Genomic DNA, 21,576 nt, shown 5'->3' on the forward strand with positions numbered 1-21,576 from the left:
CTTCGGGCAGTTGAAGTCCGAGATGTTCTATCTGCAGAAATTCGACACGGTCGAGGACCTCAAGGCCGCGATCGATGAGTACATTCATTGGTATAACTACGAACGGATCTCGTCACGACTTGGCGGCCTTGCCCCGATGGAATATCGAAGCAAGACCGCCAAGGATGGTGAGCCTATTTACGAACTATGCTGACCTCACAGCAGTCCAACTTTTGGGGACCAGTCCACGCGAGGTTGCTGGGCCGCCGTCAGGTAGCAATTAGGGGAATGGGCGGGAATGGGAAGCGGCGCCGACTCGGGGGAGTCGGCGCCGCTTTTCCTTGCCTCGACTGATGGGCTCGTGCCTTCGCTGAGGGGCTGCGGGTCAGCGTCCGCGCATCGCCTTGTGGTTCGGGCGGGCCTTGTTCGGGTCGATGCCCTTCGGGATCGGCGGGCGTGTGCCCTGCGTCCCGAGAGCAGCCAGACGGTTGCGCACGGCCAGGACCTCGGCGCGGTTGAGCTTGCGCGGCAGCTTCTGCACGGCCGGGACGACCTGCTTCATCGCGAGCTGGCCCTCTTCTTTGCCGCCCTGGAAGGTGTGGACCGGAACATTGGGGAGGATGCGTTCGTGGCGCTTCTTCTCCTTGGCCAGCAGCTTCGCACTGCGTCCCTTCGGACCTTCGCTCAGCAGCACGACGCCGGCGCGACCGGTCGACCGGAACACGAGGTCGCGGCTCTTCGGATCGACGGCGATGGGCTTCTCATCCATCAGGTAGCCGCGGCGGGCCGTGTTGAGAACGGCGCCGAAGGCTCCCGGCTGTCCGTCCATCTGAGCGAAAGCGGCGGTCTCGGCGAAGCGGCCGAGCATCAACATCCCCAGCAGCAGACCGACCATGAAGCCGAGGATCGTCGTGAAGATCGCGGTGGTGCCGCCGATGAGCAGACCGATCAGCAGACCGATGAGCGTGCACCCGAGGATCGCCGCAGCCAGCAGCCACGGGGTCGCTTTGTTGTGTTTGGCGGACAGCTCATAGACCTGACGCATCTGCGCCAGTCGGCCGGGCTTCTTGTTCGGATCCTTTGGCTTGCGCCGGAAGAGTCCCTTACGCGGTTCTTCGCTCATTCTCTCACTTGCTCTTGAGGGGCGTTGCGGCGTCGCCTCCGGAAATCAGGGGGAGGCCGACGCTCATTGCTCAGCAGTCAAGTCTACCTCTTCGCCGGGGCCGAAGGTATCCACAACGGCCTGTGCCTCCTGCCTGGCGGGGGTGTGCTTGTCCAGGTGCGCCAGATGCGAGGGGATCGCCTCTCCGCGGCGACGCATGGCGGTGGCCCATAGGCGGCCGGCACGGTACGACGAGCGCACGAGCGGACCCGACATGACACCGAGGAAGCCGATCTCCTCTGCGGCATCGCGCAGCATCACGAAATCGGCGGGCTTGACCCACCGGGTGACGGGATGGTGCCGGGGAGAGGGACGCAGGTACTGAGTGATGGTGATGAGGTCGCATCCGGCATCGTGGAGGTCCTGCAGCGCGGAGATGATCTCGTCGTTCGTCTCGCCCATCCCGAGGATGAGGTTCGATTTCGTGACCAGACCAGCCTCGCGGGCCTGGGTGATCACCGACAGCGACCGTTCGTAGCGGAATGCGGGACGGATGCGCTTGAAGATGCGCGGAACCGTCTCGACATTGTGCGCGAGCACCTCGGGGCGGGAGGAGAACACCTCGGCGAGCTGATCCGGCTTGGCATTGAAATCGGGGATGAGCAGCTCGACGCCGGTGCCGCGACCGTCGACATACGAGAGGTCGTGGATCTGGCGCACGGTCTCGGCATAGAGCCAGGCGCCGCCGTCTTCGAGGTCGTCTCGTGCCACACCGGTGATAGTCGAATAGCGCAGACCCATCTCCGCCACCGAGGCGGCCACGCGGCGAGGTTCGTCAGCGTCGAATTCGGCCGGTCGGCCGGTATCGATCTGGCAGAAGTCACAGCGCCGGGTGCACTGTTCGCCGCCGATGAGGAAGGTCGCTTCGCGATCTTCCCAGCATTCGAAGATATTCGGGCAGCCTGCCTCTTCGCAGACCGTGTGCAGCTCCTGCTTGCGCACGAGCGACTTCAGGGCGGTGTACTCGGGGCCGATATGGGCCTTCGCCTTGATCCAGGCCGGCTTGTCCTCGATGGGAGTCTCGGAGTTGCGGGCTTCGACGCGGAGCATGCGGCGGCCCTCTGGTGCGATCGTCATCTGAGTTCTCCTAAGCGGTGATGGTCTCGTGCAGGATTTCGTCGAGTCGCTGCGCCACATCTTCGGGAGTGACCGTGCGACCGAGCTCAGCACTGATGGACGTGGTGTCGGCGTCTGTGATCCCACACGGGATGATGGACTCATAGGCGCCGAGGTCGTTGCTGCAGTTGAGGGCCAGGCCGTGCATCGTCACGCCTTCGTGGATGCGGATGCCGATAGCGCCGATCTTGCGGTCACGACGGAGTTCGTCGCCGCGCAGCCAGACACCGGCACGGCCCTCGATCGTGGTCGCCTCGATCTCGTATTCGGAGAGCAGTCGGATCATCGCGTCCTCGAGTTGGGACACGAAGAGTCGGACCTCTTTGGGGTCGTTGAGTTTGTAGATGAAGTAGGCGACCAGCTGTCCGGGCCCGTGCCAGGTGATCTTCCCGCCGCGGTCGACGTCGATGACATCGGTGCCGTCGGTCGGTCGTTCGAAGTCTTCGGTGCGCTTGCCGGCCGTATAGACCGGGGAATGCTCGAGGAGCAGGATCGTCGATCGACGGTCACCTGCGAGCACTTCGGCGTGGTATCTCTTCTGCAATTCCCAAGTCTGCCGATAGTCCGAGAGGACAGGGGCGAACCCGAGCGTTTCTGTGGCCAGGGGCATGGCTCCACACTATGACTCTTGTCCCCAGTGTTCAATTTGTTTCCAATCACATCTGGGGGCCGCCAACGACGCTGTGGCCCTTGACACATAGCGACGTCGGCTAGCATCATTAAACAACACTAAACGCGACTGATCATCATCAACGGAGATGACGAACCATGACATGGGAATTCCAAGCAACGATCGCGGATGATATCCATCGCGTCGTCGATTCAGACGGTCGCAGTGCGTGGGGCGTCGTGCACAATGATTTCGATGCCGACGATCCCCGTGTTCTCGCGCTCACCGAGGTGGCGCTTCCGATCGGCGCCCGTTCGCTTCTCATCGTCCCCGCTTCGCCCGGTGGGCTCGTCCTCGACGTGATCCGCGCCTACCAGGGACTGACCGAGGCCGAGCTGTGCACCCTGTTCCTGGGCATCGTCGAGGAGCTCACGACGTGCACACGACCAGAGGATCGGCTCACTCTTTCCGCGTTCTCCCTCGACGCCCACGGTCGACCGGTCATCATTCCCGGAGTCTCGGCGCCCATGGCGACGACACCGCGCCGCGCGGTGGGAGAGATGATCTATCACGCCGTCTACGGGCGGCCGTGGGCCGAGGTGCTGCTTCCCGTCGAACTCGCGCTGTCTGAGTCATCGTCGGCTCTGCGATCGCTCGTCGCAGGTCTCTTGGACGATGCGGCGTCCGATATCGGCTTGGGCGGCGCTCTCGCCGAGGCGGCCGATTCCCTTCGTACACTCGACTGTCCCGCTGCGCTGCCGCTGGTGCCTGCCGAGAGCGGAACGTCGCCGGAATCGGCGCTCACAGCTCGACTGCGCGCGGCAACCGGGCTCAGACCGCACCGGCGATCCGAGGAGGACATCGATTCGGCGCTCAGCGCATCGGCTCCTCCTCTGCGCGGGGGCGGAGTGACTCCGCTGCGCGCCGAGGCGAAGAGCTCGCGACGTTCGAGACGCGAACGCAGGCGCGCAGTTGGCCGAAGGGTATTGATGACATCGCTGCTGGACCCCGTGGACTCCCTGTGGACCCGCCTGCTCGCGGTGGACCTGCAGCGGGCGTTCGGGCGCAGCACTCTGCTCATCGGGGTCACCGTGTGCCTGACGGTACTCGGCGGAATAGTCGTCTGGTCCTCATGGTCGTCCACCGCGGCCGTGAGCGGAGAAGAGGCGTCGTCCGCCGAGAGGGCGGACCTGTCACCCGAAGCGACGTCGACGCCGAGCGCAGACGACGTGACCGCCGTCCTCGAGAAACTGTGTGAGTCCCGCGCAGCAGCTCTCAGCAATCGCGACGAGGCGGCTCTGAAGGCGCTTACGGTGCCCGAGTCGGCCGCCGCAGCAGCCGATGAGCTCATCGATCTTTCGGCGTATGCCGACTCCGACTATGCGATCGATGTCGAGGGCGTGGAGATCGTCGCCGCCGACGATGACCGGGTGGTCGCCTCGGCGCTCATGAGGTCGAGCGGAGGCACCGGGGCCGACCTGGTGGAGTTCGCCGAGCAGACCGTCGAATTCGAACTGCACAGAGTCGAGGGGGCCTGGCTCGTAGCGGAGGTCCGGGAGGCGACGACGCGGTGAATGGCCCGAGGGGCCGACCACGAATGGTCGGCCCCTCGAAAAAGGTGTGTCGGTCGGTCAGGCTCAGAGGTCGAGATCGGCCTCGAAGTTGCCTTCTTCCAGACGCGCCTTGATGGTCTGCAGGAATCGTCCTGCATCCGCACCGTCGACCAGCTGGTGGTTGTAGGTCAACGGCAGGTACACCATGTCGCGGATGGCGATCGCCTCATCACCGTCGGCCGTCTTCACGGCGATGGGACGGCGGACGATCGCGCCCGTGCCGATGATGCCCATCTGCGGCTGGTTGATGATCGGCGTGTCGAACAGTGCCCCGACGGAACCGATGTTGGTCACCGTGAAGGTTCCGCCCGACAGCTCGTCCGGCATGATCTTGTTGTTGCGGGTCCGGTCAGCGACATCGTCGATGGCCTTCGACAGACCTGCGACGCTGAGGTCACCGGCATCCTTGATCACGGGCACGAGCAGTCCGCGCGGGGTGTCGACCGCGACGGCCAGGTGCTCGTGATCGAAGTAGGTGATCTGCTGCGACTCGAGATCGTACTGGGCGTTGACCTTCGGGTGCACCTGAAGCGCTTCGACGATGGCCTTGGCGAAGAACGGCAGGTAGGTCAGCTTCGAACCGTGCTTGGCCTGGAATGCCTCCTTGTTGGCCTTGCGCAGTTTGACGACGCGAGACATATCCACTTCGACGACCTGCGTGAGCTGAGCGGAGACGTCGAGGGACTCGCTCATGCGCTTGGCGATGGTCTGGCGGATACGCGAAGCCTTCTCCGTGGTGCCGCGCAGCTTCGCAGCCTCCTCGGGGATCTCAACCTTGAACGGAGCCTTCGGAGCTCCGGCCGATGCGCCCGCGTCTGCCGCTTGAGCGGCAGCAGGGCCGTTCTTCGCGGCCGACTCGACATCCTGCTTGCGGATGCGTCCGCCCACTCCGGTGCCGGTGACCTGCGAGAGGTCGACACCCTTCTCGCGGGCCAGACGGCGCACGAGGGGAGTGACGTAGGCAGCGTTCTCGCCGACGGTGTCGGCGGCGGCAGGTGCCTGTGCAGCGGCCTCCACCGGCTCTTCGGCCTGAGCGGCAGAAGCCGACTGCGCCGACGCGTCTGCGGCCGGCTTGGGAGCCGACTCCTGCTTCGGCGCCTCCTCCTTGGGGGCTTCCTGTTCCGGAGCCTCTTCGGCGGGGGCTTCCTCCTTCGGAGCTTCCTCGGCAGGGGCTTCCTCCTTCGGAGCTTCCTCGGCAGGGGCCTCTTCCCTGGGCGCTTCCTCGGCCGGTGCGGATTCGGCCGGGGCACCGGAACCGATGCGGGCCAGAGGCGCGCCGACCTCGACGGTGTCGTCCTCGTCCGCCAGGTGAGCCTGAACGACTCCGGCAACGGGGGAGGGGACCTCGGTGTCGACCTTGTCGGTGGAGACCTCGAGGAGCGGTTCGTCGACCTCGACCTCTTCACCGACCTCCTTGAGCCAGCGGGTCACGGTGCCCTCGGTGACGGATTCGCCGAGCGCGGGCATCGTGATCTCGGTGCCTTCGGAGGATCCGGAATCCGAAGCGGCAGGTGCTGACTCCTCCGCCGGTGCCTCATCGGCTGCCGGTGCTTCGTCAGCGGGAGCCTCTTCAGCAGGGGCTTCCTCGGCCGGAGCCTCTTCAGCAGGGGCTTCTTCGGTCGGAGCCTCAGCAGGCTCCTCGGCGGGTTCCTCCTCGTCGGATGAAGCGCCGCTGCCGTCGCCGATGTAGGCGAGGTCGCCGCCGACCTCGACCACGTCATCTTCTTCGGCCAGGATCTTCTCGAGGGTGCCGGCATACGGGCTGGGGATCTCAGTGTCGACCTTGTCGGTCGACACCTCGAGCAACGGCTCGTCTACCTCGACTTCTTCGCCCACTTCCTTGAGCCAGCGAGTGACAGTGCCCTCGGTGACCGACTCTCCGAGAGCCGGCATCTGAACGGAATTCGACATGAGTATTCGTCTCCTCGGATCTTATGAGTGGAAGTGCAGGGGTTTGCCGGCCAGAGCCAGGTGGGCCTCGCCGAGTGCTTCGTTCTGCGTGGGGTGCGCGTGGATGAGCTGCGCGACTTCCTCGGGGAATGCTTCCCAATTGACGATGAGCTGAGCTTCACCGGCCTGCTCTGACAGACGCGCGCCGATACCGTGCACGCCCACGACCGGACCGTCCTTTTCCCGGACGACCTTGATCAGACCTGTCGTGTTCAGGATCACGGACTTGCCGTTGCCGCCGAGGTTGTACTCGAGGGTCTCGACCTGATCCTTGCCGTACTTCTCTTCCGCCTGTGCGGAGGAGAGTCCGACGGAGAAGATCTCCGGTTCGCAGTAGGTCACGCGGGGGATGCCGGATTCGACGACCGGTGCCGGGTTGAGTCCGGCGATCTCCTCGGCGATGAAGATGCCCTGGCCGAAGGCGCGGTGGGCCAGTTGGAGTCCGGGGACGATATCGCCGCAGGCGTAGATGTTGCCGACGCCGGTGTGGAGACGTTCGTTGGCGAGGACGAATCCGCGATCCATCGGGATACCCTGCTCTTCGAAGCCGAAGCCCTCGGTGACCGGGCCGCGGCCGACGGCCACGAGAAGATACTCCGCCTCGAGCGTCGAACCGTCTTCGAGAGTGACCTTGACCCCGTCGGCAGTCTCTTCGACGCCCTTGAACATGACGCCGAGCTTGAACTTGATCTTGCGCTTCTTGAAGGCGCGCTCGAGGTTCTTCGAGATGGTCTCGTCTTCGTTGGCAACGAGGTGCTTGAGGCCCTCGACGATCGTGACGTCAGCTCCGAAGGAGTTCCAGACGCTGGCGAACTCGACGCCGATGACGCCGCCGCCGAGCACGATGGCCGAGCTCGGGACCTTGTCGAGCTCGAGAGCCTCGGTGCTCGTGATCACGCGGTCGGTGACCTCGAGTCCGATGGTCTTCGATGTCGAACCGGTCGAGAGCAGAACGTTCGTGCCCTTGACGGTGTGGTTGCCGTCTTCGCCGGTGACCTCGACAGTGTCTTTGCCGACGAGCTTGCCGGTGCCGAAGTAGGTGTCGATTCCGCGAGCCTTGACCAGACCCTGAAGACCCTTGTAGTTGCGGGTGATGACCCCGTCCTTGTACTCGAGCACCTTGGCGATGTCGATCCCCTTGAACTCGGCTTCGATGCCGAAGGTCTCGGAGTTCTTGGCGGTGTCGGCGACTTCTGCGGCGTGCAGAAGAGCCTTCGTCGGCACGCAGCCACGGTGCAGGCAGGTGCCTCCCACCTTGTCGCGTTCGATCAAAGCGACCTTCATGTCGAGCTCTGCGGCTCGCAGAGCAGCGGCATAGCCACCGGTTCCGCCACCCAGAACGACAAGGTCGTAGGTCAATTCGTCACTCACGGATTTCTCCTCGTAGCTGTGAATAAGCCTGCAGTACGCAGCTTTCAGTCTTATCTTTCCACTTTTCTTGCGCGGGGCGAAGAAAAACGCTGTCTGATTGGACACAGGTGGGCATCATCACGTTCACCTCGACAGCGTGTAGAACCAACGGGCTCAGGCCTTCGCCTTCGCGATTTCGATGAGGGTGCGCACCGCGGCTCCGGTCGCGGCCTTCGGTGTGTAGCCGAAGGGTGCTGAACCGTTGAAGCTCGGTCCGGCGATGTCGATATGCGCCCAGTTCGCATCCTCTCCGACGAACTCACGCAGGAACGCCGCAGCGGCGAGCATGCCGCCGGGGCGCGGTCCTGAGTTCGTGAGATCGGCGGCGGTGGAGTCGAATCCGGAGAGCATCTCCTCGGGGATCGGCATCGCCCACATCTGCTCACCGGCCACGGACGCCGAGGCGATGACCTCTGCCCGTGCGGCCTCGGAGCCCATGACACCGGAGGTGCGTTCGCCGAGTGCGACGATCTGAGCACCGGTGAGTGTGGCCACATCGATGAGCAGATCCGGGTTCTCCGCACCGGCGTCGGTGAGCGCATCGGCGAGGACGAGTCGGCCCTCGGCGTCGGTGTTCGTGACCTCGACGGTCTTGCCGCTGCGCATCTTCAGCACGTCGCTGGGGCGCTGTGCCGAAGATCCGGGCATGTTCTCCGCCATCGGCAGCCACGCGGTGACACGCACCGGGAGCTTGAGGTCGGCGATGCCGAAGAGCGCCTGTACGACGGCCGCGGAACCGGCCATATCGGACTTCATGTCCTCCATGCTCTTCGCCGGTTTGAGTGAGATGCCGCCGGAGTCGAAGGTGATTCCCTTGCCGACGAAGCTGAGATGGCGCTTGGCGCCGCGAGGTGCGTATTCGACCTTGACGAGGCGGGGCCCGCGGGTCGAACCCTGGCCGACGCCGATGATTCCGCCGTAGCCTCCGGCCTTGAGCTCCTTCTCGCCGAGCACTGTGACCTTGAGCTTGCGGTCCTTGGCCTGGTCCTTGACGATCTCGGCGTAGGACTCCGGGTAGAGATCCAGTGGGGGAGTGTTGACGAGATCGCGAGCTCTGTTCGTCGCAGCCGCGATCACCTCACCGGCGTCATGGGCCGCGGCGAAGGTCTTGCCCTTGGGGCCGATGACGGTGATCTCGCCCGGAGTCCCGGCTTCGCTGCGGTAGTCGAGGAAACGGTAGGTTCCGAGTCCCGCACCCACCGTGATCGCTTCGACCTCGGTCGGAGTGGCGGCTGGCAGAGCCAGAGCGATCGACTCGGCACCGTCGAGTGCGCGCAGCGCCGCCCCCGCGCCGCGACGCAGCGATTCAGCAGCTGCGGCGACCTCGGAGTCATCGGGATCGAAGTCGCCGAGTCCCACGAGCAGGACGGAGTCGGCGGCGACACCCTTCGGAGCGGGAACACGAGCGGTGGATCCGGCCTTTCCGCTGAACCCGATGGCGCGAGCGGTTTCGTCGAGGGCGGTCTTCGCCGCCTTCGCCCCTTCGAGACCGAGGACCGTCGAGTCCGCTGCCGCCAGCACCAGAACAGAGGCGGTGGCCTTCACCGGTGAGGTCGTGGAGTAGCTGCTGAGGGTGGATGCACCAGCCATGAGTTCCCTTTCAGTCGTCTTTGAACGTTGATTCGATCCTAATGCCAAACACCCCGACTTGCTGAAGCAGTGAGTCGCGCGCCTGCTGAAGCGATGAGGGACTCTGACATATTCTTAGGTGCGTGTACTCATTGATCTTCAGACTCCTCTTCGTTCCCATGGATGCCGAACGGGCCCATCACCTTTCGTTCTCCGCGCTGCGCCTTCTTGACTCCACTCCTCTGCTCGGTCGCCTGCTCCGCGTCGTCTGTGCCCGCGGCACCGTCCGGCCCGCTCAGGTGATGGGACTGCCCTTCCCCAACCGAGTGGGTCTGGCCGCGGGGTTCGATAAGAACGGTGTGGGGGTCCGTGCTCTGTCGTCGTTGGGCTTCGGACATATCGAGGTCGGGACGATCACCGCCCATGCGCAGCCGGGCAATGATCGTCCGAGGTTATTCCGTCTGCGGAAGAATCTCGCCCTGCTCAATCGGATGGGGTTCAACAACGACGGAGCCCGGCAGGCGTCGTTCAACATCGCCGCCGAACGGAGGAAGATCGAATCTCTCCCGCAGCGGCTGCGTCCGATCGTGGGCATCAACATCGGCAAGACGAAGGTCGTCGAGGCGGCCGATGCGGTAGCCGACTACGCCGCCTCGACTCGTGCGCTGGCTCCCTTGGCCGACTATCTCGTCATCAATGTCAGCTCACCGAACACACCCGGACTGCGGGACCTGCAGTCCGTGGGCAGCTTGGAGCCGATCATCACCGCCGTCCGCGACACGGCCGCCGAGGTGGTCGAGCGCCCGCGGTCGACGCTGGGTCATGTGCCCCTGCTGGTCAAGATCGCCCCGGATCTCGCCGACGAGGATGTGATCGAGATCTGCGACCTCGCTCTGCGCACCGGCGTCGACGGACTCATCACGACGAACTCGACGATCGATCGCGGTGTGCTGACCGATGCCGAGGCGGAATTCGCCGAAGGTCAGGCAGGCGGCATCTCCGGACGCCCCGTGGCCGAACGCTCCCTCGAGGTGCTGCGTCTGGTCCAGAAGCACGTAGGCGACGAGCTCACCGTCATCTCCGTCGGCGGTGTCGCGGATGCGAAAGACGCCCGGGCTCGAGTGGCCGCGGGCGCCGATCTGGTTCAGTTCTATTCGGAGATGATCTACTCCGGTCCGTTCTTCCCCGGCCGCATCGCACGCGGCCTCGAGTCGAGCCGACTGCTCACTCGGGGTACTGGCGGCGCTTGACCTGAGGCTTGGGCATGCGCAGCGGACGCAGCTGGATGCTGCGCATGACTGCGTAGAAGGTGATGCCCCGTTCGACCTCGCCGAACTTGTTGCGCAGTCGGTTCTTGAGGATGTAGTTGAGCACGAACCCGTCGAGGACGATCAGTGCGATGAGACTCCAGACGGCGTAGGTGAAGTACTGCTGGATCTGCACCGGCTGCGTGAACGCGATGACGAGGATGAGGATCGCGGCAGGGATGAAGATCTCGCCGATCGAGAAGCGGGCATCGATGTAGTCGCGGATGTACCGTCGCTGCGGGCCCTTGTCACGGCGGGTGAGGTATTTCTCTTCGCCGTTCATCATGCCGATGCGTGCGCGGTCGCGCTCCTGCCGCTGCTGCTCCTTGGCTCGTCTGTTCGCAACCTTGCGATCCTTGTTCACCAAAGGCTGACGGCGCGCAGACTCCTGTTGGCTGCGCTTGGGCGTGGGCCGTCCCTTCTTCGCCTCCGCTTCGCGACGGGCGTCGGCTTCTGCGGAGAGGTCGTCATGGACTGGCTGAGAGGCGGAGGTTTCGTCCTCCGCGCGAGATTTTTTGCTTCCGAACACGAGATGAATGCTACCTTTGGAGAATGAGCGAATCGACTTCAGCACTTGACAGCGCACAATTGCACGCCGAACTGGACACCATCTTCGACGAGGTCCTCGGCAATCTCACGGATCTCGTCGCCATCCCCTCCGTCGCCTGGCCGAGCTTCGACGCCGGGAATGTCACGGCCAGCGCCGAGGCGGTCGCGGGCCTGGCGCGTCAGCTCGGCCTCGAGACGGAGGTCCTCACCGCGAAACAGTCGGACGGCACCGAGGGGTACCCGGCCGTCGTCGCCTCCGTGCTGGCGCCGGAGGGCGCCCCGACCGTCCTCCTGTACGCCCATCACGATGTGCAGCCGCCCGGACGCGCCGAGGATTGGGACACCGAACCCTTCGTCGCCACCCGGAAGGGCGACCGTCTCTACGGCCGCGGCGCCGCCGACGACAAGGCCGGGATCATGGTCCATCTCACGGCTCTGCGTCTGCTGGCTGACCGCCTCGGAGTGGGTGTGACCCTCTTCTTCGAAGGTGAGGAAGAATCCGGCAGCCCGAGCTTTCGCAATTTCCTCGAGACCTACCGGGACCGTCTGCGCGCCGATGTCATCGTCGTCGCCGATTCGGGCAACTGGGCCGCGGGCACTCCGGCCCTGACGACGAGCCTGCGCGGAATGTGCGCCGTCGAATTCGAGGTCTCCACCCTCGACCATGCTGTGCATTCGGGAATGTACGGGGGAGTGGCACCGGATGCGATGCTCGCGATGACGAAGCTGCTGGCCACCCTCCATGACGACAACGGCTCCGTCGCGGTCGCCGGCCTGCACTCGAGCACAAAGACGTCCATCGACTTCGACGAGACGACTCTGCGCGCCGATTCCGGGGTGCTCGCGGAAACCGAGCTCATCGGCACGGGCACCCTGGCCTCCCGTCTGTGGACCCAGCCGTCGGTCACCGTCATCGGTCTCGACATTCCCGATGTGGCGGTCTCCTCGAATACCCTGCAGTCCTCTCTGAAGGCCAAGCTCTCGATCCGACTCGCGCCCGGGGACACCCCCGCCTCGGCGGTCAAGGCCGTCGAAGAGCACCTGCGCGCGAATCTGCCCTTCGGGGCACAGCTGAGCATCGGGGAGACCGAGGGCGGAAGCCCCTGGCAGGCCGATGAGAACGACCCCGCGGTCCGGACCGCCCGCCAGGCGCTCACTGACGCTTGGGGCACCGAAGCGGTGACGATGGGCATCGGCGGATCGATCCCCTTCATCGCCGATCTGCTCGAGGTGTTTCCCGGCGCTTCGGTCCTCGTCACGGGCGTCGAAGATCCCGACGCCAGGGCCCACAGCGCCAACGAATCGCTCTACCTGCCCGATTTCAAGGCCGCGATCGTCGCCGAAGCACTGCTGCTGCAGCGCCTCGGCGACCGATCATGACAGAAACGGGGAATAGCTTACCGGGCACCGATGTTGTGAGCGGTGTAGCCTGGGGTCAGGAACGCGAGAAGGAGTAACCATGACTGTGACCGAAAAAGCCGAAGCCACCCACGAGGTGGAGCTGTCGTCGACCGCTGCCGACAAGGTCCGCAGCCTGCTGGAGCAGGAAGGTCGTGACGACCTGCGCCTGCGCGTGGCTGTCCAGCCCGGCGGATGCTCCGGACTGATCTACCAGCTCTACTTCGATGAGCGCTTCCTCGACGGGGACGCCGTCCGCGACTTCGACGGCGTCGAGGTCATCGTCGACCGAATGAGCGTTCCCTACCTGAGTGGGTCGACCATCGACTTCTCCGACACCATCGAGAAGCAGGGCTTCACCATCGACAATCCCAACGCTGGCGGATCCTGCGCCTGCGGAGATTCGTTCCACTGATCAGCCTCGGCTGAGGAGGACCGCTTCTCATGGACCTGGAAGATCTGCGTGCCGTGTCATACACGGCCACGCAGTCCCAGGTCCTTTTGTCGTATCGGGCCGGGCTCTTCCCGATGGGAGTCGGCCACGGCGGCGCCGGTCGGATGGGTTGGTGGGCGCCACGACGCCGCGGTGTCCTGTTTCCCGGTGATCTGCGCGTGACGAAGAGCCTGCGCAAGTCGATGAAGCGCTTCGCCTTCACCACCGACCGCGCCTTCATCCACGTCATGCGCTCCTGTGCCGACCCGCGACGGACGGGAAGCTGGATCACCGAGGAGATGATCGAGCTCTACACAGGCCTCCACGAGGACGGCTGGGCCCATTCCGTGGAGGTTTGGAACGACGATGAGCTCGTGGGAGGGCTCTACGGAGTCGCCATCGGTTCGTTCTTCGCCGGCGAATCGATGTTCCACACTCAGCGGGATGCATCGAAGGCGGCGTTGGCCCACCTCGTCGGACTCTTCGACGGAACCGACGTCGTCAGCGGAGAAAGCCGGTCCGCCTCGGAGGATGCGGAGGCAGGACCGGGGGAGTGGCTCATCGACACCCAGTGGCAGACATCACACCTCGCCACCCTCGGCGTGTCGGAGATCAGCGGCCTGGAGTACTCCGCGCACCTAGATTCCGCGCTCAGGGGCAGTGTCTGTCAGGATATTCTCAACAAATGAACATCTGCAGATGAATTTCTACCGCGTGTAGCGGTAGTCTTATGAGTGACAGAGTAAGTACACGTCTCTCGGCCTGACCTGGAGACGCAGAACGTTGTGAAAGGCTGCACGTGGATTCTCCGAATCAGTCAGGACCGCAGCGGTCCTGGGCGAAGCGGCTCGGCATTCTGAGCGCGGTGTTGATACCGGCGTTGCTATCGGGGTGCACTAAAGAGCAGATCGCCACAGGATTTTTTCCCGTCGAATCGCAAGGCGCGACGAACCACACGGATGCCTATACAGCGCTGTGGAACGGCGGCTGGATCGCCCTTCTCATCGTGGGCCTCATCGTGTGGGGACTCATCCTATGGGCCATGGTCGCCTACCGCCGCCGCAAGAACGATCGCGGACTGCCGGTGCAGATGCGCTACAGCATGCCGATCGAAATCCTCTTCACGGTGACTCCGGTCGTCCTCGTCCTCGGGTTCTTCTTCCAGAACGTCCAGGTCATGGAGAAGACGATCGACGACACGACCCCCGGTGAGCAGGTCATCGAGGTCGCTGCCAAGCAGTGGGCCTGGGACTTCAACTACGAGACCGAAGACGTCTACTACTCCGGGACTCAGGTTGCCCTCGACGGCACCGAAGCTCCCGAGAAGACCGCTCCCGTCCTCTACCTCCCCGTCGACACCGACCTGGAGATCCGGCTGCACGCCCGTGACGTCATCCACTCCTTCTGGGTCCCCGCCTTCCTCGAGAAGCGCGACATGATCCCCGGGCATGACCAGAGCCTGCATCTGCGTGCCGAGAAGGAAGGCGAGTACGTGGGCAAGTGTGCCGAGCTGTGCGGCGAATACCACTCGGAGATGCTGTTCAACGTCAAGGTCGTGTCCAAGGAAGAATTCCAGGAGTACACGCAGTCGCTTGCCGATCAGGGCAACACAGGCCAGCTGGGACCGGAGTACGATCGCAACTGGTACCCGAAAGAAGGTGCTGAGAAATGACCGCCACGATGGATCAGGCGGCTCTTGATGCCCCGGTAGTTCCACGGAGCAAGGGCAAGATCATCGTCGACTGGATCACGTCGACGGACCATAAGACGATCGGGTACATGTACCTCATCGGTTCGTTCTTCTTCTTCTGCGTCGGCGGTGTGATGGCGCTCATCATCCGCCTCGAGCTCTTCGAGCCCGGGATGCAGATCGTGGAGACCAAGGAACAGTACAACCAGCTGTTCACTATGCATGGCACATTGATGCTGCTGATGTTCGCCACCCCGCTGTTCTCCGGCTTCGCCAACGTCATCATGCCATTGCAGATCGGCGCTCCGGACGTGGCATTCCCCCGCCTGAACGCCTTCGCGTTCTGGATGTACCTCTTCGGCAGCCTTGTGGCCATCTCCGGCTTCCTCACCCCGCAGGGTGCGGCATCGTTCGGTTGGACCGCCTATGCGCCATTGAGCAATACGACGTTCACGCCGGGAGCTGGCGGCAACTTGTGGGTCCTCGGACTCGCCCTGCAGGGCTTCGGAACCATCCTCGGCTCCGTCAACTTCATCACCACGGTGATCACCATGCGCGCACCCGGCATGACCATGTTCCGGATGCCGATCTTCACCTGGAACGTCCTGATCACCGGCATCCTCGTGCTCATGGCCTTCCAGCCTCTGGCAGCTGCGCTGCTGGTGCTCGGTTCCGACCGTGTACTCGGTTCGCATGTGTTCAGTCCGGGCAACGGCGGGCCGATACTCTGGCAGCACCTGTTCTGGTTCTTCGGTCACCCGGAGGTCTATGTCATCGCGCTGCCGTTCTTCGGCATCGTCACAGAGATCTTCCCGGTGTTCAGCCGCAAGCCGCTCTTCGGTTATAAGGAACTCGTCTTCGCAACGGTCGCCATCGCCGCTCTGTCGGTGACCGTGTGGGCCCACCACATGTACGTCACGGGCGTGGTCGCACTGCCGTTCTTCGCCTTCATGACGATGCTCATTGCGATTCCGACAGGTGTGAAGTTCTTCAACTGGATCGGCACGATGTGGAGAGGCTCGATCACATTCGAGACACCCATCGTGTGGTCGATCGGCTTCCTCGCCACGTTCCTCTTCGGTGGTCTGACCGGAGTCATCCTGGCCAGCCCCGCACTCGACCAGCACGTTTCCGACACCTACTTCGTCGTCGCTCACTTCCACTACGTCATCTTCGGCACAGTCGTGTTCGCGATGTTCGCCGGATTCTACTTCTGGTGGCCGAAATGGACGGGCAAGATGCTCAACGAGAAGCTCGGACACATCCACTTCTGGATCCTGTTCATCGGTTTCCACGGAACTTTCCTCGTTCAGCACTGGCTGGGTGTCGACGGAATGCCGCGTCGTTACGCCGACTACCTGCCGCAGGACGGCTTCACCTGGATGAACCAGGTGTCGACGGTCGGTTCGCTGCTGCTGGGTCTGTCCATGGTTCCCTTCTTCTGGAACGTGTGGATCACCCATCGCAACGCACCCAAGGTGACGGTCGACGATCCATGGGGATACGGAGGATCGCTCGAATGGGCAACCTCCTGCCCGCCCCCGCGTCACAACTTCACCTCGCTGCCGCGGATCCGCTCCGAACGTCCTGCCTTCGACCTCAACCACCCCGAGCTGCTTGAGTACAGCGGTCACGGTCAGGCAGAACCCCAGCTCACAGGAGACAACGCCAAATGAAGTCATCGATCTACGTCTTCAACCTCTGCGGCCTGTTCTTCATCGCAGTCGGAGTCTTCTACGGCTTCTTCACCGACTTCACCGAGCTCGTCGGATTCCCGGCGCTGCTCCTCGTCGGACTGATGGCCCTGATGATCGGCGTCTACCTCTGGCTGACGGATCGACGCGTCGGTCGTCAGCCTCAGGACAACGACGACGCCGAAATCTCCGACGCCGATGCCGACTACGGTATGTTCAGCCCGTGGAGCTGGTGGCCGATCACCTCTGCTGCTGCAGCTGCCGTCGCGTTCTACGGCATCGCTATGGGTTGGTGGATCTTCCCGTTCGGTGTCGTGCTCGGCATCATCGCTCTGGTCGGACTCACCTACGAACATGATCGCGGCGATTTCGCTCACTGATCCGGTGAACTGATCACCTCGCCACTGTGGCCCGGACTCAACTCGAGTCCGGGCCACAGTGCTATTCACCAGAAGCGGACAAACCGAAGCAGGTGGACACGAAAGACATGGTGGGGGCACGATTCCCGATCCCCTGTCGGCGCTGGAATGGCTGACGGACGAATACGTGCTCCCCTGCCGCTCCATATGGACCTCCACAGGGTCGCACTTCTTCCGTTCGGACCCGGAGCAAGCGGCGGACTGCTGTTTGGTCCAGGTTGTTCTGAACTCATCACTTTCTTCGCTGAGCATTTCAGAATATTGTGTATCAAATCGGCAGAGCACACCGCGAGGAAGGAGGCGTTGTGCCGACGCAATCGCCAAGAGCGACATCAGGTCCACCCCGGTTCGCGGCGAGCGTCCACGGGGGCGCCGGCGTCAGCGCGTGTGTGACTGGAGCTTGACTCTTCAGCAGTCGTTGAGATGTCCGGTAAGTGTGTACGAACCGAATCCGGGCAGTCGCCTCGACACGTTGAATCCACTAGGGCGGATGCAGACGCAGCCGGAGGCGATTCGAGGCTGAAGTAAGCCCTGGTGACACCCTTTCGCTGGCCCGATGCGGCAGTGAGTCACTGTACCGCTCAGCTCAATCTCTTTCTGGCAAGCGTGGGGCCGATGAGCCTCGATTCGCAGTCGCGACTTTCAGAGCAGCTATGAGGCACCAGGCAACGGGACAGGGGAGACGCAGATTTCACGTCTGGGCACAGTTGAACGAACGCCCGTCTTCGTGCACGGGCCTCCCCGAGGCGAGCGGAGCAAGTACGATCAGAAGCTTCCTGCAGGACTGCCAGCGGCGGTCGGCAGTCTCAGACGGCCTCGTTTGCTCGGCCAGGGCATTTTTGAAGTGCGGGGCATGGCTCTCATAGCCTTCAGCGGGTGTTCCGGTTCGCGGAGAACCGGATCGGATCGACACGGCACTATTTCGATCGACGCGTCAGCGGCCCAATCCGGATGGTACTGCCACAAGCGAGAAGGCACTGAGACCTGCAGGTTCAGCTGCAGATCTCAACATCAGGAGGCGGAGGACGGAGTACGCGATGGGGAGTGACGAGTGACCGTCTCTTCTGTGAATGGAGCGAGGGGCTCAGCAGTTGAACTGCTGAGCCCCTCGTATCTGGCGTGTCGAACCTGTCAGTGTCCGAGTTCCTTGTTGTTCGAACCCTCGACAGCGTCATGGTCGTGGTGCGAAGCTTCGAGCTCCTGCTTCGTCACGGGAGCCACCCGATCTTCGAAGAAGAAGCGAGACAGACGTGCACGCAGCTTCTCCATCCCCGTGATCTTGCCCTCGGCATTCGGCTCGGCCGGTACGTAGGCCGGCGACTCGAACGAAGTGATCTTCCACAGCTTGTGCGGGGGAAGAGCCTCGTGACGTTCGAGGAACTCGCCGTGGGGCAGACGGATGATATGGGCCGTCTCCCGTCCGTGCAGAGCGATTTCACGGTCCTTGCGCTGAAGCGCGAGGCACATGCGCTTGGTGATGATGTAACCGATGATCGGTCCGAAGAAGAACAGGAAGCGGAAGATGTAGATCATGTCGTTGAGCGACATCTGGAAGAACACTGCGATGATGTCACCCGAGGCAGCCGCCCACATGTTGCAGTAGAAGATGATTCCTGCAACGCCGATAGCGGTACGAGTCGGGTTGTTGCGCGGACGATCGAGGATGTGGTGTTCCCGATGGTCCTTCTGCAGCCACGCCTCGAAGAACGGGTAGACGAACATGACAGCGAACACGCCGCCCATGACGATCACGGCGCTGTTGATGTTGAACGAGATCGGCCATCCGAAGATGTAGAACTCGAACCAACCCGGGACGATGCGGAGGAACCCATCGGCCCAACCGATGTACCAGTCAGGCTGGGTACCAGCCGAGACCGGGGAGGGGTCATACGGACCGTAGTTCCAGATCGGGTTGATCGTGAACAGCGCCGAGATGAGCGAGAGCAGACCGAAGATGAGGAAGAAGAATCCTCCGCCCTTGGCTGCGAAGGTCGGCAGAACAGGTTCTCCGACGACGTTCTTCTCGGTGTTTCCGGCACCAGGGTACTGGGTGTGCTTGTGCACGACGACGAACATCAGGTGGATGCCGATGAGTGCGATGAGCAGAGCCGGCACGATCATGATGTGCAGGGTGTAGAGGCGGGCCACGATGTCGATGCCCGGGAACTCTCCTCCGAAGAGGAAGAACGAGATATAGGTTCCGACGAGCGGCAGCGACTTCAGGATGCCGTCGATGATTCGCAGGCCGTTGCCCGAGAGCAGGTCATCGGGGAGCGAGTAGCCGGTGAAGCCGGCAGCCATGCCCATGATGACGAGCAGAACACCGACGACCCAGTTGAGCTCACGCGGACGGCGGAAGGCACCGGTGAAGAACACGCGGAGCATGTGGACGCTCAATGCGGCGACGAAGAGCAGCGCGCCCCAATGGTGCATCTGTCGGATGAACAGACCGCCGCGGATCTCCAGGGAGATCGCGAGTGTCGAATCATAGGCTTCGGAGATCTCGACGCCGCGCAGCGGCAGCCAGGGTCCGTCGTAGTGCAGTTCGCCCATGGCCGGCTGGAAGAAGAACGTGAGGAACGTTCCGGACAGAACGACGATGATGAAGCTGTAGAGAGCAACCTCGCCGAGCATGAACGACCAGTGGGAGGGGAAGATCTTGCGACCGAACTCGCGCACGAGGACAGATGCCCCGACGCGGGTTTCGGCGAAGTTCGCCGCCTTCCCGATGGTGGTGGTTGGCTGTGTAGTACTCATGGGTGGTTGATCTCCCAGAACGTAGGTCCGACAGGCTCAGGGAAGTCCGACTGGGCAACCAGGTAGCCTTCGCTGTCCACGGTGATGGGCAGCTGAGGAAGCGGTCGTTTGGCCGGGCCGAAGATGACCTTGCAGTGTTCCGTCACGTCGAAGGTCGACTGGTGGCAGGGGCACAGCAGGTGGTGTGTCTGGTGCTCGTACAGCGCGACGGGGCAGCCGACGTGGGTGCAGATCTTCGAGTAGGCGACGATCCCGTCGTGCGACCAGTCCTTGCGATCCGGATCCTCTTTGAGTTCCTTGGGATCGATGCGCATGAGAAGCACGGCCGCTTTGGCCTTCTCGTTCAGCGGGTGCTCGCTGGCCTCCTCGTCGCCGATGCCGGAAGGCAGTACATGGTAGGCCGAGCCGATGGTGACTTCGTCAGCCTTGATCGGACGTTCGGAATCCACCGAGGGGATTCCGCCGACGTCGCGGATGAGGCGAGTGCCCTTCTGCCAGAGCGTGTTGAACATCTTGTCGCCCGGCAGCGGACCGAGGTCGCGGAAGACGAGAACTGCCGGCAGCGGCGCGATCGCCAGAGCGGCGATGAGCGTATTGCGCAGCAGAGGACGGCGGGCGATGCCCGACTCTTCCTTGGCCTGGTGGAGGATCTCGAGCGCAATCGCCTGATCCTCTTCGCTGCCGCCGATGTCATGGCGTTCGTCGATGCCCTCGTGATCGCTCATGAGGTTCTTGGCCCAGAGCACTGCACCGAAGCCGATGGAGAACATCGCGACAGCGGCACCGAGGCCGACGAACATGTTGTGAAGGCGGATGCTCTGCATCGATTCGCCCGGGGTGAACAGGAAGTACGCCACGATGAACCAGATGGTTCCGATCATCGAGAGGATGAACCAGGCGGCTACCTGTCGTTCGGCGACCTTCTCGGCGCGTGGGTCCGAGTCGGCCAGGCGCGGTTTGTGCTCGGGCAGACCTGGGTTCGTGAACCCGTTCAACTCCTCGAGCTGGCTGACGCCGCCGGAGTGCTCTTTCGAGGTCATTGAATTCCCCGTCTATTCTCGTAATTGATGGTGAACGACACTGTCAGACTCACTTGGCCCTGGATGACAGCCACACTGTCAGACCGATGACGGCAGCAAGTCCGAAGAACCAGATGAACAGGCCCTCTGCCACTGGGCCCAGCGAACCGAGCTTGAAGCCGCCGGGGGAGGGGTTGTCCGAGACTTCCTTGACGTAGGCGATGACATCGCGCTTGTCTTCGGGAGTCAGGTTCGCGTCGTTGAAGATCGGCATGTTCTGGGGGCCGGTCTGCATCGCTTCGTAGAGGTGCTTCTCAGAGACTTCGGACAGGTTCGGTGCGTACTTGCCGCGGGTCAGCGCACCACCGGAGCCGACCACGTTGTGGCACATGGCGCAGTTGGTGCGGAACAGACCGCCGCCGGCAGCGGGGTCACCCTTCGAAGCATCGAGGTACTCGTCTTCGGGAACTGCCGGCCCGGGGCCGAGCGAAGCAACGTAGGCAGCGATCTGAGCGGTCTGCTCTTCGTCGAACTGCGGTTCCTTGACGCGAGCCTGCGGGCCGTTGGCCTGCAGCGGCATGCGTCCGGTGCCGACCTGGAAGTCAACGGCAGCAGCGCCGACGCCGATGAGGCCGGGACCGGCCTTCGAGCCTTCGGCGTTCATGCCGTGACAGGTGGCGCAGTTTGCCGCGAAGAGTTTCTTGCCTTCTTCGATATCAGAGGCGCTGGCTGTGTCCGCCTTGGCGCTCGAAGTCTGCGTGAAGAGTGCATAGGCTCCGCCGGTCAGCAGCAGTCCCACGAGAAGAAGCGCGACCAGCGCCATGGGATGTCTGCGGCGATCTGCTAGAAGCTTCACTTGATCGTCCTTTGCTTGAAGTGTTGTGAGTCCTGGGGGCCGAGC

19 protein-coding genes are annotated in these 21,576 nt (G+C 63.3%); 9 read left to right on the forward strand and 10 right to left on the reverse strand.

What is annotated here, in order from left to right; translation table 11 throughout:
• Nucleotides 1-193: IS3 family transposase (locus tag BI49514_RS02770; RefSeq protein WP_145996175.1), on the forward strand; the 193-nt coding region annotated here is incomplete at its 5' end.
• 171 nt (nt 194-364) lie between these two features.
• On the opposite strand, the gene BI49514_RS02775 is transcribed toward BI49514_RS02770, so the two are convergent.
• The 3 genes from BI49514_RS02775 to lipB all read right to left on the reverse strand — a co-directional run bounded on the left by BI49514_RS02775 (nt 365) and on the right by lipB (nt 2,867).
• Nucleotides 365-1,102, reverse strand: coding sequence for a DUF4191 domain-containing protein (locus tag BI49514_RS02775; protein ID WP_101544115.1), 738 nt, complete (start codon nt 1,100-1,102; stop codon nt 365-367).
• Nucleotides 1,103-1,165: 63 nt separating this feature from the next.
• The gene (gene lipA, locus BI49514_RS02780) at nt 1,166-2,218 is read right to left on the reverse strand and encodes a lipoyl synthase (RefSeq protein ID WP_101544117.1); all 1,053 of its coding nucleotides are present in this window, start codon (nt 2,216-2,218) and stop codon (nt 1,166-1,168) included.
• A gap of 10 nt (nt 2,219-2,228) precedes the next feature.
• Nucleotides 2,229-2,867, reverse strand: a complete 639-nt coding sequence (gene lipB, locus BI49514_RS02785; RefSeq protein WP_101544119.1) for a lipoyl(octanoyl) transferase LipB — start codon at nt 2,865-2,867, stop codon at nt 2,229-2,231.
• Between the two features lie 158 nt (nt 2,868-3,025).
• Between lipB and BI49514_RS02790 the strand changes: the two genes are divergently transcribed.
• Nucleotides 3,026-4,441 (forward strand): hypothetical protein, encoded by a 1,416-nt coding sequence (locus BI49514_RS02790; RefSeq protein ID WP_101544121.1) that lies wholly within the window; start codon nt 3,026-3,028, stop codon nt 4,439-4,441.
• Nucleotides 4,442-4,504: 63 nt separating this feature from the next.
• On the opposite strand, the gene sucB is transcribed toward BI49514_RS02790, so the two are convergent.
• The 3 genes from sucB to BI49514_RS02805 form a co-directional block, all read right to left on the reverse strand.
• The gene (gene sucB / locus BI49514_RS02795) at nt 4,505-6,391 is read right to left on the reverse strand and encodes a 2-oxoglutarate dehydrogenase, E2 component, dihydrolipoamide succinyltransferase (RefSeq protein ID WP_101544122.1); all 1,887 of its coding nucleotides are present in this window, start codon (nt 6,389-6,391) and stop codon (nt 4,505-4,507) included.
• A gap of 21 nt (nt 6,392-6,412) precedes the next feature.
• Nucleotides 6,413-7,801, reverse strand: a complete 1,389-nt coding sequence (gene lpdA, locus BI49514_RS02800) for a dihydrolipoyl dehydrogenase (RefSeq protein ID WP_101544125.1) — start codon at nt 7,799-7,801, stop codon at nt 6,413-6,415.
• Between the two features lie 153 nt (nt 7,802-7,954).
• Nucleotides 7,955-9,430 carry a leucyl aminopeptidase gene (locus BI49514_RS02805; protein WP_101544127.1) on the reverse strand — a complete coding sequence of 492 codons (1,476 nt, stop codon included), beginning with the start codon at nt 9,428-9,430 and terminating at the stop codon, nt 7,955-7,957.
• Between the two features lie 122 nt (nt 9,431-9,552).
• On the opposite strand from BI49514_RS02805, the gene BI49514_RS02810 reads away from it, so the two are divergent.
• The gene (locus tag BI49514_RS02810) at nt 9,553-10,659 is read left to right on the forward strand and encodes a quinone-dependent dihydroorotate dehydrogenase (protein WP_101544129.1); all 1,107 of its coding nucleotides are present in this window, start codon (nt 9,553-9,555) and stop codon (nt 10,657-10,659) included.
• Here BI49514_RS02810 and BI49514_RS02815 read toward each other — a convergent pair.
• On the reverse strand, nt 10,634-11,245 hold the full coding sequence (locus tag BI49514_RS02815) for a DUF3043 domain-containing protein (RefSeq protein WP_101544131.1): 612 nt from the start codon (nt 11,243-11,245) through the stop codon (nt 10,634-10,636). The two genes, BI49514_RS02810 and BI49514_RS02815, sit on opposite strands and share 26 nt — an antisense overlap.
• Before the next feature lie 23 nt (nt 11,246-11,268).
• Between BI49514_RS02815 and BI49514_RS02820 the strand changes: the two genes are divergently transcribed.
• From BI49514_RS02820 to BI49514_RS02845, 6 genes are all read left to right on the forward strand, one after another.
• Complete coding sequence (locus BI49514_RS02820) at nt 11,269-12,645, forward strand: dipeptidase (RefSeq protein ID WP_101544133.1); 1,377 nt, start codon at nt 11,269-11,271, stop codon at nt 12,643-12,645.
• A 79-nt stretch (nt 12,646-12,724) separates the two neighbouring features.
• Nucleotides 12,725-13,078 carry a HesB/IscA family protein gene (locus BI49514_RS02825; protein WP_025778316.1) on the forward strand — a complete coding sequence of 118 codons (354 nt, stop codon included), beginning with the start codon at nt 12,725-12,727 and terminating at the stop codon, nt 13,076-13,078.
• Nucleotides 13,079-13,107: 29 nt separating this feature from the next.
• The gene (gene aat, locus BI49514_RS02830) at nt 13,108-13,785 is read left to right on the forward strand and encodes a leucyl/phenylalanyl-tRNA--protein transferase (protein ID WP_101544134.1); all 678 of its coding nucleotides are present in this window, start codon (nt 13,108-13,110) and stop codon (nt 13,783-13,785) included.
• Between the two features lie 110 nt (nt 13,786-13,895).
• Nucleotides 13,896-14,768: an aa3-type cytochrome oxidase subunit II gene (ctaC, locus tag BI49514_RS02835; RefSeq protein WP_101544136.1), complete on the forward strand. Its 873-nt coding sequence runs from the start codon at nt 13,896-13,898 to the stop codon at nt 14,766-14,768.
• Nucleotides 14,765-16,462 carry an aa3-type cytochrome oxidase subunit I gene (gene ctaD, locus BI49514_RS02840; RefSeq protein WP_101544137.1) on the forward strand — a complete coding sequence of 566 codons (1,698 nt, stop codon included), beginning with the start codon at nt 14,765-14,767 and terminating at the stop codon, nt 16,460-16,462. The genes ctaC and ctaD overlap by 4 nt, the downstream gene beginning before the upstream one ends.
• The gene (locus BI49514_RS02845) at nt 16,459-16,860 is read left to right on the forward strand and encodes a cytochrome c oxidase subunit 4 (RefSeq protein ID WP_101544139.1); all 402 of its coding nucleotides are present in this window, start codon (nt 16,459-16,461) and stop codon (nt 16,858-16,860) included. The genes ctaD and BI49514_RS02845 overlap by 4 nt, the downstream gene beginning before the upstream one ends.
• Before the next feature lie 1,170 nt (nt 16,861-18,030).
• Here the strand turns inward: BI49514_RS02845 and qcrB are convergent.
• From qcrB to qcrC, 3 genes are read right to left on the reverse strand one after another with little or no spacing between them, the layout of a single operon-like run.
• Nucleotides 18,031-19,656: a cytochrome bc1 complex cytochrome b subunit gene (gene qcrB / locus BI49514_RS02850; RefSeq protein ID WP_101544141.1), complete on the reverse strand. Its 1,626-nt coding sequence runs from the start codon at nt 19,654-19,656 to the stop codon at nt 18,031-18,033.
• A complete protein-coding gene (qcrA, locus tag BI49514_RS02855; protein ID WP_101544142.1) occupies nt 19,653-20,696 on the reverse strand; it encodes a cytochrome bc1 complex Rieske iron-sulfur subunit in 1,044 nt (347 codons plus the stop codon). Before qcrA ends, qcrB begins: the two co-directional genes overlap by 4 nt.
• Before the next feature lie 49 nt (nt 20,697-20,745).
• A complete protein-coding gene (gene qcrC / locus BI49514_RS02860; protein ID WP_101544143.1) occupies nt 20,746-21,531 on the reverse strand; it encodes a cytochrome bc1 complex diheme cytochrome c subunit in 786 nt (261 codons plus the stop codon).
• Between the last annotated feature and the right edge of the window lie 45 nt (nt 21,532-21,576).

This window comes from Brevibacterium iodinum ATCC 49514, assembly GCF_900169265.1.
Taxonomy (GTDB): domain Bacteria; phylum Actinomycetota; class Actinomycetes; order Actinomycetales; family Brevibacteriaceae; genus Brevibacterium; species Brevibacterium iodinum.